This window comes from Leptospira kirschneri serovar Cynopteri str. 3522 CT (genome assembly GCF_000243695.2).
GTDB lineage: Bacteria > Spirochaetota > Leptospiria > Leptospirales > Leptospiraceae > Leptospira > Leptospira kirschneri.
This window is the reverse complement of sequence record NZ_AHMN02000005.1, coordinates 104245-119789: the sequence shown is the minus strand read 5'-3', so window position 1 is coordinate 119789 and position 15545 is coordinate 104245. Positions and strand designations below refer to the sequence as shown.

The 15545-nt window shown below is 35.5% G+C and carries 8 protein-coding genes and 2 pseudogenes; 1 reads left to right on the top strand and 9 read right to left on the bottom strand.

Annotation, left to right across the window (positions count from 1 at the left end):
* Positions 1-1077: 1077 nt before the first annotated feature.
* From LEP1GSC049_RS219615 to LEP1GSC049_RS219630, 5 genes and pseudogenes are all read right to left on the bottom strand, one after another.
* On the bottom strand, positions 1078-2655 hold the full coding sequence (locus LEP1GSC049_RS219615; RefSeq protein WP_016560562.1) for a glycosyltransferase family protein: 1578 nt from the start codon (positions 2653-2655) through the stop codon (positions 1078-1080).
* Positions 2630-4174, bottom strand: coding sequence for a spiro-SPASM protein (locus tag LEP1GSC049_RS219620; protein ID WP_004757797.1), 1545 nt, complete (start codon positions 4172-4174; stop codon positions 2630-2632). Before LEP1GSC049_RS219620 ends, LEP1GSC049_RS219615 begins: the two co-directional genes overlap by 26 nt.
* Positions 4175-4225: 51 nt before the next feature.
* A complete protein-coding gene (locus LEP1GSC049_RS219625; RefSeq protein WP_004755125.1) occupies positions 4226-5260 on the bottom strand; it encodes a putative peptidyl-prolyl cis-trans isomerase in 1035 nt (344 codons plus the stop codon).
* Positions 5261-5553: 293 nt separating this feature from the next.
* Positions 5554-7626, bottom strand: a pseudogene (locus LEP1GSC049_RS2000000228665) (methyl-accepting chemotaxis protein).
* A gap of 575 nt (positions 7627-8201) precedes the next feature.
* Positions 8202-10280, bottom strand: coding sequence for a methyl-accepting chemotaxis protein (locus tag LEP1GSC049_RS219630; RefSeq protein ID WP_016560622.1), 2079 nt, complete (start codon positions 10278-10280; stop codon positions 8202-8204).
* Positions 10281-11147: 867 nt separating this feature from the next.
* Between LEP1GSC049_RS219630 and LEP1GSC049_RS219635 the strand changes: the two genes are divergently transcribed.
* Positions 11148-11552 (top strand): hypothetical protein, encoded by a 405-nt coding sequence (locus tag LEP1GSC049_RS219635; RefSeq protein WP_016748028.1) that lies wholly within the window; start codon positions 11148-11150, stop codon positions 11550-11552.
* A gap of 753 nt (positions 11553-12305) precedes the next feature.
* On the opposite strand, the pseudogene LEP1GSC049_RS2000000228475 reads toward LEP1GSC049_RS219635, so the two are convergent.
* The 4 genes and pseudogenes from LEP1GSC049_RS2000000228475 to cas4 all read right to left on the bottom strand — a co-directional run bounded on the left by LEP1GSC049_RS2000000228475 (position 12306) and on the right by cas4 (position 14892).
* A pseudogene (locus LEP1GSC049_RS2000000228475) lies at positions 12306-12505 on the bottom strand (hypothetical protein).
* 394 nt (positions 12506-12899) lie between these two features.
* Positions 12900-13190, bottom strand: a complete 291-nt coding sequence (gene cas2, locus LEP1GSC049_RS219640) for a CRISPR-associated endonuclease Cas2 (protein WP_004751038.1) — start codon at positions 13188-13190, stop codon at positions 12900-12902.
* 3 nt (positions 13191-13193) lie between these two features.
* Complete coding sequence (gene cas1c / locus LEP1GSC049_RS219645) at positions 13194-14204, bottom strand: type I-C CRISPR-associated endonuclease Cas1c (protein WP_255297313.1); 1011 nt, start codon at positions 14202-14204, stop codon at positions 13194-13196.
* 7 nt (positions 14205-14211) lie between these two features.
* Positions 14212-14892, bottom strand: coding sequence for a CRISPR-associated protein Cas4 (cas4, locus tag LEP1GSC049_RS12215; protein WP_016560589.1), 681 nt, complete (start codon positions 14890-14892; stop codon positions 14212-14214).
* Between the last annotated feature and the right edge of the window lie 653 nt (positions 14893-15545).

Below are 15545 nucleotides of genomic sequence, written 5' to 3'. Positions count from 1 at the left end.
TAATCAAATTCGCGGCACTCAATTTTATAGAGATGAGTAAAGAAAGCAATTTTCTTTAAAATGTAGGAACTCCAATTATAAAAAGTGAATGTTTAAAATTTGTAATGTGACTTACTGCTAGGGTGCATAAAAGTAATACTTATACTGATGTGGGATTTCCTTCAAAAAGTCAATGAATCCGGTTAAACGCCATTTTTTGAATGGCTTTCACATCTTTGGTAAAATCGATTGTTAATTTTTGATATTGTTTTTATACGTCCGAGTAGTAAAATGTGGGAACTCTTACAAATTCTGGACTTTACGGATAAATTTTGAAAATGTAGGAACTACTCATACGAACTAAATCGCAAAAAAATGAATGTTTATAAGTTTATAATGTGACTTAATCTGTGGGAACTACTATAAAATAGAAAAAAATCATCGTCATCCGATTTTTGCACAAAACCGCTGTTTTGCGACCATCATAGAAATTTAAATCCCATTTTAGGGTGAGTTCGACGCGAGTAAAAATTTTTTAAAAGTAGGAGTTCCTAGAATTTTAGAATTTGTTCGTAAAATCGTGGTTTGCAGTAGTTCCCACATCATTTTACAGACAAACCTAAATTTTGTGATGTTCTCACACTTGAACTCGGTATAACGCGAAAGCGATCGATGCGAGGGAACTAAAGAAGAACTCTCTATCGTAACCTTATCCACACAAGTATTTGGATCTCAATATAAATCTGTGGGAATTACGACAAATCCTCTGTAAAAAGATCGCGTTTTGGGTGGTGGGAAAATTTGAAAGACTTTTCTCTATCAGAAAAACATACTTTTTGCAAGTACAAAACCTCATTCTTGTTGGAACACTTGAATAATGTGCGTTTTAGATCGCGTTTGAAACTGAAACTTAAGTCGAAATACTGTATTACGCTTTCTGCATGCAATTTATTGGCCAGAGCTAAATAGCCCGGTCGGCAAGCTGGATTCGCCAAGATTTCCTTTACGCCGAACTTATGTTAAAGATAAAGTATTTTTGAGATAGATTGTGAATAAACGCAACCTACAAGAAGCGTTTTGTAGAGTAGTGAATCGAACTCATTTTAAAATCCGCTCGATTTCCCCAAGCAGTTTAGAATAACCTTTGCCGCTGACAGGTTGAGAACTTAATTGTAATTTTACTTCGTTCCCGAAAGAAATAGAGTTTAGATCACCTGCGAAAGGGATACCGTATTTTTTTTCACAAAGTGACGAAAGAGAAAAATGGACCGGACCGATAGAATACGTGCAAACTTTTTTATCTAAAAAGATAGCTTCGAACAAAGACTGACCGAAATAACCCACAAAACCGGAACAAGTCGCTAAAAGATTTTGAAATTTAAATTTAGAAACTCTAGGAATGAATTCGATTCGTTCAGACAGAGTGTCGGCTCCACCTATACGGACGATTTTAGGAATATTTTCACTAAAACTCAAGGATTCTAAAAAAGAATCCAAACTGAATGTGGAGCGAGAATCTATATTCCCCGCATAACAAAGAATATACGAATTATCGATCTGTTTTTTATCTAAATTAAGAAGTCTCGGAGGGATCAGAATTTGATCTAGAGAAAAATGATCTTCTATGTCAGAATGAGGAAGAAGGTCGTAGTGATGGAATTTTTTTCTGTCCGAACCAAAATGATCTAGAAGAAGCACCTTAGTTTTTGAATATTCTGGAATTGAAATGTCTCTGGAGTCTATGATTAACAGATCTAAATCTTCTTCTTTGGGAAATTCTCCCAACCAGAATGTTTCGAAAGGCATTGCGGCTAATAATGCAAATAGAATTCTGGAACGTTCAAAATGACCACTTCCGAAATCTTTCGGATCACCTGCAAAAATTCCGATTTTAGAATGTTTAGTTTTTTGAACCGATAAAGTTTGAAAACGGATTTGTTCCACATCCTGATTTGTAAAAACGTTAGGATCTATTTTAAAAAGATCTATACATTCTCTGGCTCCGAAAATAGGATTTTGCTCATTCAAAAGATTAAAAATCTGGGAAGTAGTTTCGAAATCTTTTGGTTCGTCGATCGTAAGTCTGAGTTTTGGAAGGATTAACTTTTCTTTTTCCGAAAGTAAGGAGGAAAGTTTCGTTATACGAAAACGATCTGGATTTTCCTTGATGTGTAGACTAACGTGTTCTTTATGTTTTTCTTCTAAAGTGTTAGGTGCCCATTCAAGAGCCTTTCTTGTGAAAATTTCTCCTCCCATACCTAAGGGAAGTCCGGAAACGTAAGAAAGATCCGATTCAAAAAATTGAAACGATTGTAAAAGTTGATCCAGATGAATTGTATCGTAAAACGGATTATCCCCCGTTAGACGCAAAATCGAATCTGCGTTAAAAAAATCTGCCGCTTCAATGTATCTTCGTCTAACATCGAGTAAATCCCCTGCAAAAAAAAGATAATTTCTTTGATTTAAAAAGTAGTGTAGTTCTTTGTCTTCTTCGGGAATGAGATAAACGATTTGTTCTTTTGGCAGAACGGTCAGAATCCTATCGTAAATCCTATCGATGAGGGTTTTTCCGGAACCAGGAGGAAATTCTAATAAAACCTTTCCAGGTAGTCTCGAAGAACCAGTCCTGGCTTGGATGAACGCGTAGACTTTACGCGTTGAACGTGTACCACTCATCACAATTTATACAGGGGGCGCCAGTAGTTTCGTGTTTAGAATTTAACGAATCTCTAAAGGAAGGAAGTCCTTTGCGCCAAATATCTATTAAGGTTTCCTTATGAAGGTTTCCGAATTCCTTTCCGGGAGTCTGTTTGCAAACGGATACGGACCCGTCCGAGTTTACGTATAAGTCACGATTGAGATGCCAACAGAATTCTCTCTGAATAGGTGTTAGATCTGTGACTCTTTTTTCGGGCATCAAACCTGCATACCGATTGTATTTTTGTAATATTACTCCATAACCTTGTTTTTCTGTTTCATCCACCCAGGATTCCACCTCGTCTTCGGCTTCTTGAATTTTTAAAAATTGAAGATAAATTCTATTTTTAGGAAAAACTTTTTCGAGTTCTTTTAGGTTAGAGAGAACCTTTTCCAATTTATTTTTACCATAGAGGATTGCGTATTTTTCGGGGTTGCGGGTGGTTAGATTGATGATCCATGTGATTTTTTCCTTATGTGCAGAATCCAGAATATTCAAAAAGTATAAAATTTTATTTAGATCCGCATAAAGCGCGGTTTCTATCATCAATTCCTGCATTAAATGGGACGACGACTTAATCGCCGTAAGAATTAGTTCTTTTAAATTAGGATGGAGAAGGGGTTCGCCCAAACCTCCGAAACAAACGCTGTATTCGTTGGAAAAAGATTCCTCTTGTTGTCTAAGTAGATTCTCTAGAAATTCCGGACTTAAAAATTTTCCGTCCTGATCGTTAGAAGTAAATTGCCTGGGACAAAAACTACAACTTAAATCACATCCGCGAAACACTTCTAGTTCCAGATAAGAAGGTCCAGTTCTAAATACTTCCGGATTTTTTTCGATCCAAGGATGAATTTCGGAGTAGCTCCATTCTTCTTTGGATTTTAAAAATCCTCTCACTAAATTTAAGGATCTTTTGTTTTTTAAAGAGAAGTCTAACCTATATTGTCTTAGGTCGGGAGAGTGATAAAAAATTTCTACATCATAGTGATTGATGTTTTTGAGCAGATAATCTTGGGCGCTCGTTTGAATCGATTCCGGAATTGCGTTTGTGAATTCTCTGGATAAAATTGTAGGGATAATACCGGAAGGTAAATTTTCGCTGTAAGAATATTGGGAAAGGTAACGATCGTGTCTTTGATAAATTTCCAGACTTAGGTTTTGATCCAAACAGGGAAACAAACCGGTAAAATAAAAAAAGGAAGCGTCGTCCCAGTCCGGATCTCCGGTTCTGGATTTTGGTAATTTTATTGAGATTTTTTTAAGAAATTCAATTTCAAAAGAGCATTCTAATATTTGAATATTCAAAAAGTCAAAATCATTTGGTTGAATGGAAAACGGCCACGAGTTAAAAAAAACGGTGGATTTTGGAAGGACTTTGGAAAGTTTTTGAATAGAAAGTGAAAGTAGATGATTTGTTTCGTTCGAAGATAACGATTTCAAAATAGATTCCGTTTCCGGACTTAAAAAAACCGCTGTGTTAGAAATTGGAAATTTCATAGTTTGAAATCAATATCGGTTGAAAACTCGGATCGTGTAATATTTAAAAAATCAATCTAAATGAAACGTTTCTTCTTTAAGAGGGATTTTGTTTTCTTTTCTATAAGTTTCGTCGAAAATTTGGATTGGTATTTCGGCTCTGGATTCTTTTAACCATCTATAAAACGTATCTTCTTCTTTGTCTCGATAGAGTATATTTTGAATTCCTCCTCTCAGGTTTTCCATAGGAGTGGGTCTTTTCCCTTCTATCTTTAAGATACAATATCTTTTTCTTTCGTCTCTAAATACTTCGGAAACTCCGCCGTTTGGAAGAGGGGCAGCAATCGTTGCGGTGATCTTACTGTATTTATAAAGATCGAAAGAGGAAATCCATTCTACCATTCCTCTTCTGGCTCTGAGTGTTGGATCGTTTCTGGGAGAACCTGCGATCAGTGCAAAAGAGGAAGGATCGGCTAAAATCGATTTTCTGATTTCCGAAACTTCTTTGTAGAGTCTGTTTTCTTCTTGGATGGAATCATTTTCGGGAGCGATAGAAATCATTCTGTATCGAATTTCAAATCCTACTTTATCTTTGTTTTGATTGTACCAACTTCTGATTTCTTGTTCATTGGGTGGGGGGACTGCGATTTTTAACTGAAGTAATTGTCCTTTTTTGATTTGATATGGAAGTTCCGTAACCCAGAGTTCAAACGGCATTCCGGAGGAAGTTTCCATTGTTTTTTCAAATTGTTTACGGTTTGTGATTCCCATCACTTCCATTCTTTTTTCGATTTCGGAATCTACCCTTTGTTCGTTTACTTGGATCGATTCTTCTTCCGCGACTACGTCTACGATGGCTCGGTCTATAAGAAAATCTATGATTCTGGTTCTGAAAGATTTACGATAGTCTTCGTGTTTTAAGTGTTTTTGAAGTCTGTTGTATTTTTCCGTCGCGTCGTCTAAATCGAGTTCCGAAATGGAAACTGTTCCGACTGTGGCGATGACTCTGTTGAGTGATTCGGCCGCATGAGTCGGTCTTAAAAAAAACAGAAATACAAACATTCCCGTAAGAAATCGATTTTTTGAGTCCGTTTGTCTCGAGTTCATATCAATCAGAATACCTATGATCAGTAAGATCCTAAGCAAGAAGCATTGGTTCAACCGTTTTTCCAGTTGTTTTAGTTTGTGTTAGTTCCCACATTTCTAAGTTTTACAGTGAAATCTCGAATTCGTGTGAGTTCCCACATTTCTAAGTTTTACAGTGAAATCTCAAATTCGTGTTAGTTCCCACATTTCTAAGTTTTACAATGAAATCTCAAATTCGTGTTAGTTCCCACAATTCTAAGTTTTACAGTGAAATCTCAAATTTGTGTGAGTTCCCACAATCGGACCGACCAATCTTAGTTGATTTTAAACTTACCGATCAATTGACCTAGATTTCTGGCTTGTCCGTGCATGTTCCCAGAGAATGAAGTAAGATCTTCCGCGCCCGAAGCGATTTCTTGAGTACCGTCAGAAATACTCATGATCGTTTTTGTGATTTCATCCGTTGCGCGTCTTTGTTCTAGAACAGCTTCTTCAATTTGTAAACTGAAGGTCATGAGTTCGTTAGCACTTTGTGCAATTTCTTTAGTATTCTCTTCCTGAGTTTTCACGGAAGTAAGAACGTTCTTAGCATAACGATCGAACTCTTCCACTTGTTCTCTGAGTTTTTTTAGAATGTTAAAAGCTTCTGCGACTTTAGTGTTCCCATTTAAAACAGCGTTGTTAGTAGAATTAACAAGAGAACCAATTTCTTGAACACTTGTAGAAGTTTGAGAAGCGAGTTTTCCAATTTCTTCAGCGACAACTGCAAACCCTTTTCCGGCTTCTCCCGCTCTAGCAGCTTCGATAGCCGCATTGAGAGCGAGTAGATTTGTTCTTTCCGAAATTTCAGTAATGATGGAAAGGATTTCAGTGATTCTGGAAGCGCTGTCACCGATAGCGGCCATAGCGTTTGTGGAAGCGATCATAGCGTTTTCTCCGGTGACTCCTTGTTCTTTTGAGAGAGCCGCGAGTCCGACTAAATCTTGCATTTCTCTATTGATGTTCACGATTTGTTCTTTCAGACGAATGACGTTACCATCGATTCTTCATACTCAATACAGCTTTTTCCATAGACTTTCCGACGTTTGTGCGGAAGCAGCAAGTTCTTCGACTGCGGCAGAAGATTCTTCAGCGGCCGAAGCTTGTGTTTGAGCGACGTCAGAAAAGTTTCTAGAAGAGTCGGCCATTTTTTCGGAAGTATCTCTGAGAGTGTTTGCGGAACTGCCAATTTCTCTCAGAACCTTGAGAAGGTCTTCCCTCATTTTATTCATGGAACCGAGAAGAGTTCCGATTTCATCTTTTTTATCGTGAGAACTCTGAGCGATTAAGTTTCCGTCAGCGATTTCTTCGGAAAAACCAATGGCTTTGAGAAGACCGGCAGTAATCAATTTTTGGAATATAAAATTAAGACAAACTAAAACAGAAACTAAAATCAAAATTGCGGTTAAAGCTCTTGTGATTATGGTCTTAAACATTTCATCTTTATAAATAGAATCAGGAACACTTACTTGCATTACCCAATAACGTTTGTCTTTACCTACATGAAACGGAAAGTAGTAGTGGGTGTGTTCATCCGAGTTGAATGTAAAATTTTTTCCTTCTTGGCTTTGTTTTAAAAATAGATCCAATTCTTGAGGATTTGTAATTTTTTTCCCAATTAAGGAAGGATCTTTTCCGTTTACTGTGTAAAGTCCGCTCGGAGAAATCAGAGTCATATATCCTTGATTCCGAAATGGTTTTACTTCTCCGAATTTCTTTTGTAATTCTTCCGCTTTTAAATCAATCCCACAGGCTCCTCTAAAGAAGCCGTCTTTGCTGATCGGAGCGACGATGGAGATCATCATCGTATCTACATTTTCAGATTTATAACGATATGGTTCTGAAACGTAGTAGATATTTTTCTTTTTAGGTATCTGATAAAAATCCCCGGTTCCGTCCTGATTTTCGTACCCAATGCTGGATCTGATCACTGCTTTTCCTTTTTCGCCCGATTGAAATACATAGGGAATAAATCTTCCAGTAGAGTCGTGTGCAAATGCGCTTTTATACTGGGAATCTTTGCCGTCGTATAAATTCGGTTCGAAGACCAGCCAGAGGGCAAAAAAGTTAGGATTTCTTTCAATTACTTCTTTAATGGAAACGATGATGGATTCTCTAGCAGGGGAAGTGAAGATCAGAGGGGATCTAAATCCTCTTGCATAGAACATAGCCGAGTCCAATGTGTCCTTCACTTCTAAGGACCAACGTTCGGAAGTGATCGCGGAATTACTTTCTACTTCTGATTTTAAATTATCATAAGAGATGACTGAATTGACTACGGCAAGGAAACTAAACCCAAGAAATAAAACTATGGATAAATAAAGCGAAATTCGAAACCGAATGCTCATGTTACTTTTCAACCTTTTTTTGTATCTGAAACTGAGGAGAAGTTATTCTATCTAAAAATATGAATTCATCAATTCAAATATTCATCTATAAAGAGACGTTCTAAATAAGAATTATAAATAGCAATATCATTTATAAGAATCTGATTTGAATTACTTTGATACAAAACAAAGCCTAAATATTTTATTTTTCTCAAATATCTTTGAAGTAACTTCCATAAAATCTAAAAAGAAACAGAGTTGTTATTATGATTAACAAAACGGTTTTATCGATTCTCTTTAATGAAAAAACGAAAGAAACTGATTTTTGCAACAATTCTAACGATCTTAAAATCAAATTTCTGAATGAAATTGCTATTTTGTACTATGATCGAATGAACGTAAGTTGACCATGGTTCTGAAAAAAGTTAGAATATAAACTTTGCAGATTGATTTCTAAAATGTGGAACCACCGCAAATCACAATTTTACCAACAAATCCTAAAATTGTAGGAATTCATACTTTTAGAAAATTGCCCTGCTCACGTTCATTAAAATTTCCTTAAGAAAATAAATAGTCGATCTGTAGTGTCATCAAGTTCAATGAGTCTTAAATTTGCCAATCAATTGACCTAGATTTCTGGCTTGTCCGTGTATGTTTCCGGAGAATGAAGTAAGATCATCCGCGCCCGAAGCGATTTCTTGAGTACCGTCAGAAATACTCATGATCGTTTTTGTGATTTCATCCGTTGCGCGCTTTTGTTCTAGAACAGCTTCTTCAATTTGTAAACTGAAGGTCATGAGTTCGTTAGCACTTTGTGCAATTTCTTTAGTATTCTCTTCCTGAGTTTTCACGGAAGTAAGAACGTTCTTAGCATAACGATCGAACTCTTCCACTTGTTCTCTGAGTTTTTTTAGAATGTTAAAAGCTTCTGCGACTTTAGTGTTCCCATTTAAAACAGCGTTGTTAGTAGAATTAACAAGAGAACCAATTTCTTGAACACTTGTAGAAGTTTGAGAAGCGAGTTTTCCAATTTCTTCAGCGACAACTGCAAACCCTTTTCCGGCTTCTCCCGCTCTAGCAGCTTCGATAGCCGCATTGAGAGCGAGTAGATTTGTTCTTTCCGAAATTTCAGTAATGATGGAAAGGATTTCAGTGATTCTGGAAGCGCTGTCACCGATAGCGGCCATAGCGTTTGTGGAAGCGATCATAGCGTTTTCTCCGGTGACTCCTTGTTCTTTTGAGAGAGCCGCGAGTCCGACTAAATCTTGCATTTCTCTATTGATGTTCACGATTTGTTCTTTCAGACGAATGACGTTACCATCGATTTCTTTCATACTCAATACAGCTTTTTCCATAGACTTTCCGACGTTTTGTGCGGAAGCAGCGAGTTCTTCGACTGCGGCAGAAGATTCTTCAGCGGCTGAAGCTTGTGTTTGAGCGACGTCAGAAAAGTTTCTAGAAGAGTCGGCCATTTTTTCGGAAGTATCTCTGAGAGTGTTTGCGGAACTGCCAATTTCTCTCAGAACCTTGAGAAGGTTTTCCCTCATTTTATTCATGGAACCGAGAAGAGTTCCGATTTCATCTTTTTTATCGTGAGAACTCTGAGCGATTAAGTTTCCGTCAGCGATTTCTTCGGAAAAATCGACTGCTTTGAGAAGACCAGCAGTAATCAATTTTTGGAATATAACGTTTAGGCAAAGGATGACGGCGACTAATACCGCTAAGGTGTAAGTAAAAGCTTTGAAAAGAATCGATAGTACAGCTTCTCTATAAATCGAATTGGGAATACTTACTTGCATTACCCAATAACGTTTGTCCTTACCGATATGAAACGGAAAGTAATAATGAGTATATCCGTCGGAATCAGTAGTGAATTTTTCGCCTTCCTGACTTTTACTAAGGTAGTATTCTAGTTCTTTTGCATCTGAAATTTTTTCACCAACTCGATTTGAATCAAAACCGTTTACTGCATAAATTCCTTTGGGAGAAATGAGAGTTAGATAACCAAGATCTTGAAACGGTTTTTTAACTCCAATCCGCTGTTGAAGTTCTTCCAATTGATAATCTAAACCGGCAACACCATAAAAATGATCGTTTACATAGAGAGGAACCATAAGAGACATCATGAGAATTTTTACTTTCCCTTTGATTTCATAATAATACGGATCGGTTGCGTAGTGAGATTTTGTTTTTTTAGGAACTTGGTACCAATCGCCTTCTGGACTTAAGGAGTCGTAGTATTTAGCGGCCTCGAGAACAATTTCTTCCTTTGTTTGACCACGATGAAGATACGGAATAAATCTGCCTGTAGAATCATGTCCTAAAGTATTTTGAAATTCTAAGTCATTTCCGTCCAAAGAATTTGGTTCGTAGGCGAGCCTGGCACCAAAGTAGTGTTCATTGACTTTTAAGATTTCTTTTAAAGCAGCAATGATTTGATTACGGGGAGGGGCACTAAATAGAAGAGGAAATCGGAAACCTCGAATGATACCCATACCAGTATCTAAATAGTCTTTCACTTCATAGGTCCAACGTTCAGCCGTAACTTCTGAGCTATTGACAACTTCTTGTTCTAACTTTTTATATGCGGTGTAACAACTGATGCTTGCAAGAATACCGAAACCTATGAATAACACGATGGAAAGATAGAGAGAAATGCGAAAACGAATGCTCATTGCGCCCCCCGGCTCGTTCTGATTCTAAGGTAACCAAAAGGATAATTAATAGAGGGTAGGACGAATTGCTCGAGCAAAATATTCCTAATTTATAAAAAAAATATCAAATTTCTATGACAAAAATTAAAAATCATAGATTATGATTTCGTTTTGAACTTAAATATTTAACGCGAGTTTAACGAAAGAGGGACTGCTTAAGTAAGTTTAATTTCTCTGTGGAAAGAAAAGTAATAGTTACATTCAATTTTTGCATTAGGCGAAGAATTTTATATTCTTTTATAATTAATGTACGTTCGGCATAAAGGTTCATTTTATAAAAACCTGATTTTTCCATAAAAAATAAACGTGGGAACTCCAACTCGAATCGTAAAAAATAAATAGAATTGTTGAAAAATTCTGTAGTGGAGATTAGCAAAACTGCTTCAGTGTAATAGAAAGCAGATGGAGGGTTTATTTTTCAACAACTCTAATGTTTAAAAATTAATTATGCGACTTAATCTGTGGGAACTCTCACAAATCTATATTTTAACATGAATTCAGCGTAACTGATATGTTGCGACCATGGAAGCAGAAGCAGTATTGAGTTTTTGTTTGCTAAGATTTTCTTACGTCGAACTCACGTTAATTAGTGTTTCGTAATTACTTTGAAAAGGTATTTTCTTTTTTTAGGTTTGGTTTATATTTAAATCAAAAAAGAATACATAGGTGTATCAGAATTGGTTTGTATTTGGTTTTGATTTAAATTTTATGGAAAGTTTATATATCAAAAATACGTTCCAAAATAAAGTTTTAGACAAGGCTAAGATATCTTGAAATGGATTTTGATTTTGAACAGTTATGTTTGTAAAAAAATTATAAGGAAATTACATGTCTTTATCAGCGCGCAAGTTAATTTTACGAATCAATGGAGTGGTGCTTATGGTCGCTTCTTTGGGCGGCTTTATTTCAATGGACGTTCTAGGAATTTTTTTTGGTATAGGTCCTGCTGCTTCTCTTTTAAAAGGACAGGAATTTATGGGGATTGGCGGTTTTGAAGCACACGGTCTTGCTTTTATACTGGGGGTTTTACTTTTTAAAGCAGAGGCAAAACGTTCTTGGCATATTACCGCAGTAGCTATTCACAGTTTTTTAGGAATTGCGAATATTCTTATGTGGGGAATTTTTATTGCGGTAAATAGTTTGCAAATGGGTTATATCACAACTGCTATGCACTGCATTTTCGTCTTACTTCAGTTAATTGCAGTTTTTCAATCTTCCGAACAATATGAATAATAACATATTTTCATTTTTGAAAAAGTGTTCTAGAAATTTCAAATTTCTAAATTAACGTGAGTTCGGTATAACAAATGCGAAAGCGATTATTATGCTGTGATCCGTAGAGAGCAGCACCTAAGTTTGAAAAATTCCGAAGGAATTGGAGCGAAAAGAACTCAGCAAAACGCTTTTTATGAAAGCGTTAACTCAGCGTCTCGCTTCTACGGTCGCTCGAAGTAACTCAGCAAAACGCTCTCTATGGATCGCGTTTTAGGTTGTGAGCCAGTCCACTATAAAATTTGCGAGCTGCGACGACGACCCTCGTTGCACCTGAGTTTATTATTCGCCCCAATTTTCTTACGTCGAACTCACGTTAAATTAAGCTCCGGACTAGAATAAAATTCCTTATCGAATTCAATCTTCTCTCCTAAACTCACTACTCGGACGTATGAAGATAGTACCAAGTTATTAACGACCGAATTTGCGAAAAAATAGTGGTATTTAAAAAATACCACAAATTCGGGATTTACTGCATTTTAGAGCAGGACCAAAACATTCAAATTTTTGAAACAATCAACCTTATGCGTTCGAGTAGTATATAAACGCTTCTCTGTAAGTCACGTTTTTACTGATCCCTATAAAAATAAGGTCATCATAAATTTTTATTACAAATCCTTGTTTCATATAAATTCTATAGAAGTGATTGAGACGTAGAGAAACTCAACAGAACGCTCTCTCAAACTAAAACCGAAGCCGTCTCGCTTCCTGAACTCAATACATCGCGGATCGTTCTGCGACATTAAAATGAGAAGTTTTACGAATCACAAAAATTTTGTAGAAGAAAAAAGAATAGTTCTCCTCTTCGAAGAACTATTCTGAGGAATTTATCTTTACTTCCTCGATTTGTTTCAATCCACTTTTTCTCCAAAGAGAAAAAGAAACTCTTAAATGAGGTCGGCAAAATGTTTCAATCTACCTACTCTTTAAAGAGAAAAAGAAGCCGCGGATAAAAAAAGTCCGCAGCAGTATATTATAAAAGTAAAATATTTTGTTTTCTTAATGTATAAAAATTAAAAACCTAATGAAGAGTTGTGTTTGATAAGTGTTGAGTAGGGTCGTTAAACGTAAAATGTAAGTTTACTACTTGGACACGTGAAAGAATACTATGTTTGTACTTGTTTCAAAACCTAGAATGTGAGATCCTTTTAAAAAGACCAATAGTTCTAGGTTTTGTGCAATTTCGCTAGGACTTCTATATCTTTAAAAAATTATCCGTTAATTTTTGATATCACCTTTATGCGTCCGAGTAGTAAGCGCAAAAGATCCACAATTTATTAGTAGAAACAGGAACACAAAAAGGTTTTGTCATAAAATAATGGGTTCTTCAAAATCAAGAATATTAGAAACTCCGAATTGTTTGATTTTAGAAACGGAAATAGCGTCGAGAGAATAGATTCTAAGATTATCTGTTTTTAAATTTATAATTTTAGAAAGTTTTGCTTCGAATTGTAAATAGTGGGCGGGTTCCAACTGGCATTCAAAGACGGATTTTTGAACCCTCTGGCCGTGGCTTTCGCAGGTTTTTGCGACTTTTCTAAGTCTTGTACGACCTTCTTTGGTAATCGTTTCTACGTCGTAACATACTATGATGAACATACTTCACTTCCATATAAAAGGAATATAATATTTTAAATCACCTCGTAGAGTTCTGGCTAAAATCCTAGCTTGTAAATAAGGTAGTTCTCCAACGGTGGATTTGATATTGAGCCAAGGATGGAATATTTCTTCTTTTTTTCTTTCTTGATAGGACTTGATTAATTCTTTACGAGAATCTTCATTCATGAGAAAAACCGATCCTGGTTTTTCTAAAAAATCAGAGGCTTGAATTTGTTTACGGTTGATCAAAGTAAAAACCAATCGATCTATAAAAGGACGGAACTCTTCCATCATATCCAAAGCTAACGATGGTCTTCCGGGTCTTTCATAGTGGAGAAAGCCGATATAGGGATCTAATCCTACCGCTTGACAAGCGGCGATACAATCGTTTGTAAGTAAGGAATATAAAAAAGACAAAAGAGCGTTTGTTCTACTTCGTGGCGGTCTTCTTGTTCTTTTATAAAATTGAAAATCTTCTCTTTGCTGAATGATACAATAATCAAAAACGGAAAAATAAGTTTTAGCGGAATCTCCTTCGTATCCACGGATACTTTCAACGGATTCAGCTTTTTCTAATAGAGAAATATTTTTTTCTATTTTTCCAATCGCTTCTTTAATATCTTGTTTTTCTAATTCGTTTTTGGATTCTCTAGCGGTTCTAGATAAAACGCTTCTGCAATTTTGAAGTTTTCCAGCTACTATCGATCTTGCAATCTCCAATTTAAATTCTTCTATTTCAGATTTTTTGAATTGAGCTTTTCTGATCAAAACGTTACCGGAGTTGGAACCTTCCAGTCGTCCTTGAAATTTTCCGCGTGTGGTCAGATAAGAAACAAAAATTCCCTTTTCTAAACACTTTTGTAATAAGGAAGGGCTGATTCCGCAGATTCCGAATATAGTAATTCCTTCAAGATGATGAAAAGGAATTTTGAAAATAGTATCGTCTCCTTTTTTAACTTTAAGAACTTCCAGTTCATGATGAAGATATAAACCTTCTTGGGTAATATATAAAATGTTTTGTTTAATATCCGCCAGAGTCTTTTGTCCTAAATAAGTATTCTTTAAAGTTTAAATCTGAATATGAGTCGGGCATACAAACATCAAACAAGCTGCAATTTTTACAAAGTGAACGATTAGAAACGGGAGGAGGAAGGACTTTATCTCTTAATATTTTTCTAATTTCTTTGATCGTTTGAATGGTAAGCGTTCTAAGTGGATCGGAAAATTCTACGTCGTGTCTTTTTTTAGATTGTATGTGATAGATTGCACCGAATTGAATTTTTACGTTGAGCATTTCTTCGAGACAAATTGCAACAGCGCAGAGTTGGGCTTCCTGGTTTGTCCATTTTGAAATGCGGCCGTTTTTATAATCTATAGGGAAAGGAGGTTTTCCTTTTGGGAATTCGACAATATCAGCAATTCCTTGTATACCGAATTTATCCGAATAAACTCTAAGAGAAGTCTCTTTTCTAAGTCCGTGGTCTGATACGGATCGTTCTTGATCTACAAATGTATGACCTATGTCTCCCGAAACCGTTAGATGATTTTCTTTAAAAATTCCCTCTACGTGAATGAGAGAATTTTGACGAGGACAATAAAGATGATGACTAATTGCAGATATGGGAACTAACTCCCAATCGTTCCACTCGGTAATAGAATCCGGATTAGATTGAATTTTTTTATCTTTGGGGATAGGCTTCATAAAATTTTATAAAAAGCTAGATTCCTGTATTTTGAAAAAGTTTCTTTTTGAAATTTGATTTATATTTTGATGTAATTTCATGTTGTTATTTTATTAAATATATTTTAATATATTAATAGAGTTTTTGAAAAATTAATTCTTGATCTGTTTGTATTGGATTGAATGGACAATTGAAGCAATTTTACGAATTTTCACTATGGAATTTTTCAACAACTCTAATGTAATTTTTAAGAATGTTTTGTGGATTTGATTTGTATAAAAGAGTTTTTTAGACATTATGTGTTCCTATATATTTAAGATAAATTGTATATTCTTAAATGGTTGTGTGTAAAATCTAGAGATCAAATTTCTAAAAAGAATTTTTATTTAACAATTACGATCCAATTCAAATTTAGTTTTGTATTATTGCGTAGATGTGTAAAAATAATACTATCGATCCCTATAAGATTGAGTACTGTAATTTTTTTTGTAAAATCCTGTTTCAACGCAAAATACTGAGCACTTTATTCTAGAACTATGAATACTATAAATTTATCTAAAAAATTAGAATGTGGGAACTACTTCATTTTATGAATCAAACTAAAATGTTCTGAAACTGCTAAAATCATAGAATGAGACGTAATCTGTGGGAACTATTACATTCAAAACTTATT

Excerpts from the sequence above, each read along its gene's own strand:
- LEP1GSC049_RS219630 (WP_016560622.1), bottom strand. The coding sequence starts at position 10,280 with ATGAGCATTCGTTTTCGCATTTCTCTCTATCTTTCCATCGTGTTATTC.
- LEP1GSC049_RS219615 (WP_016560562.1), bottom strand. The coding sequence starts at position 2,655 with ATGAGTGGTACACGTTCAACGCGTAAAGTCTACGCGTTCATCCAAGCC.
- cas2 (WP_004751038.1), bottom strand. The coding sequence starts at position 13,190 with ATGTTCATCATAGTATGTTACGACGTAGAAACGATTACCAAAGAAGGT.
- LEP1GSC049_RS219635 (WP_016748028.1), top strand. The coding sequence starts at position 11,148 with ATGTCTTTATCAGCGCGCAAGTTAATTTTACGAATCAATGGAGTGGTG.
- LEP1GSC049_RS219625 (WP_004755125.1), bottom strand. The coding sequence starts at position 5,260 with ATGAACTCGAGACAAACGGACTCAAAAAATCGATTTCTTACGGGAATG.
- LEP1GSC049_RS219620 (WP_004757797.1), bottom strand. The coding sequence starts at position 4,174 with ATGAAATTTCCAATTTCTAACACAGCGGTTTTTTTAAGTCCGGAAACG.
- cas4 (WP_016560589.1), bottom strand. The coding sequence starts at position 14,892 with ATGAAGCCTATCCCCAAAGATAAAAAAATTCAATCTAATCCGGATTCT.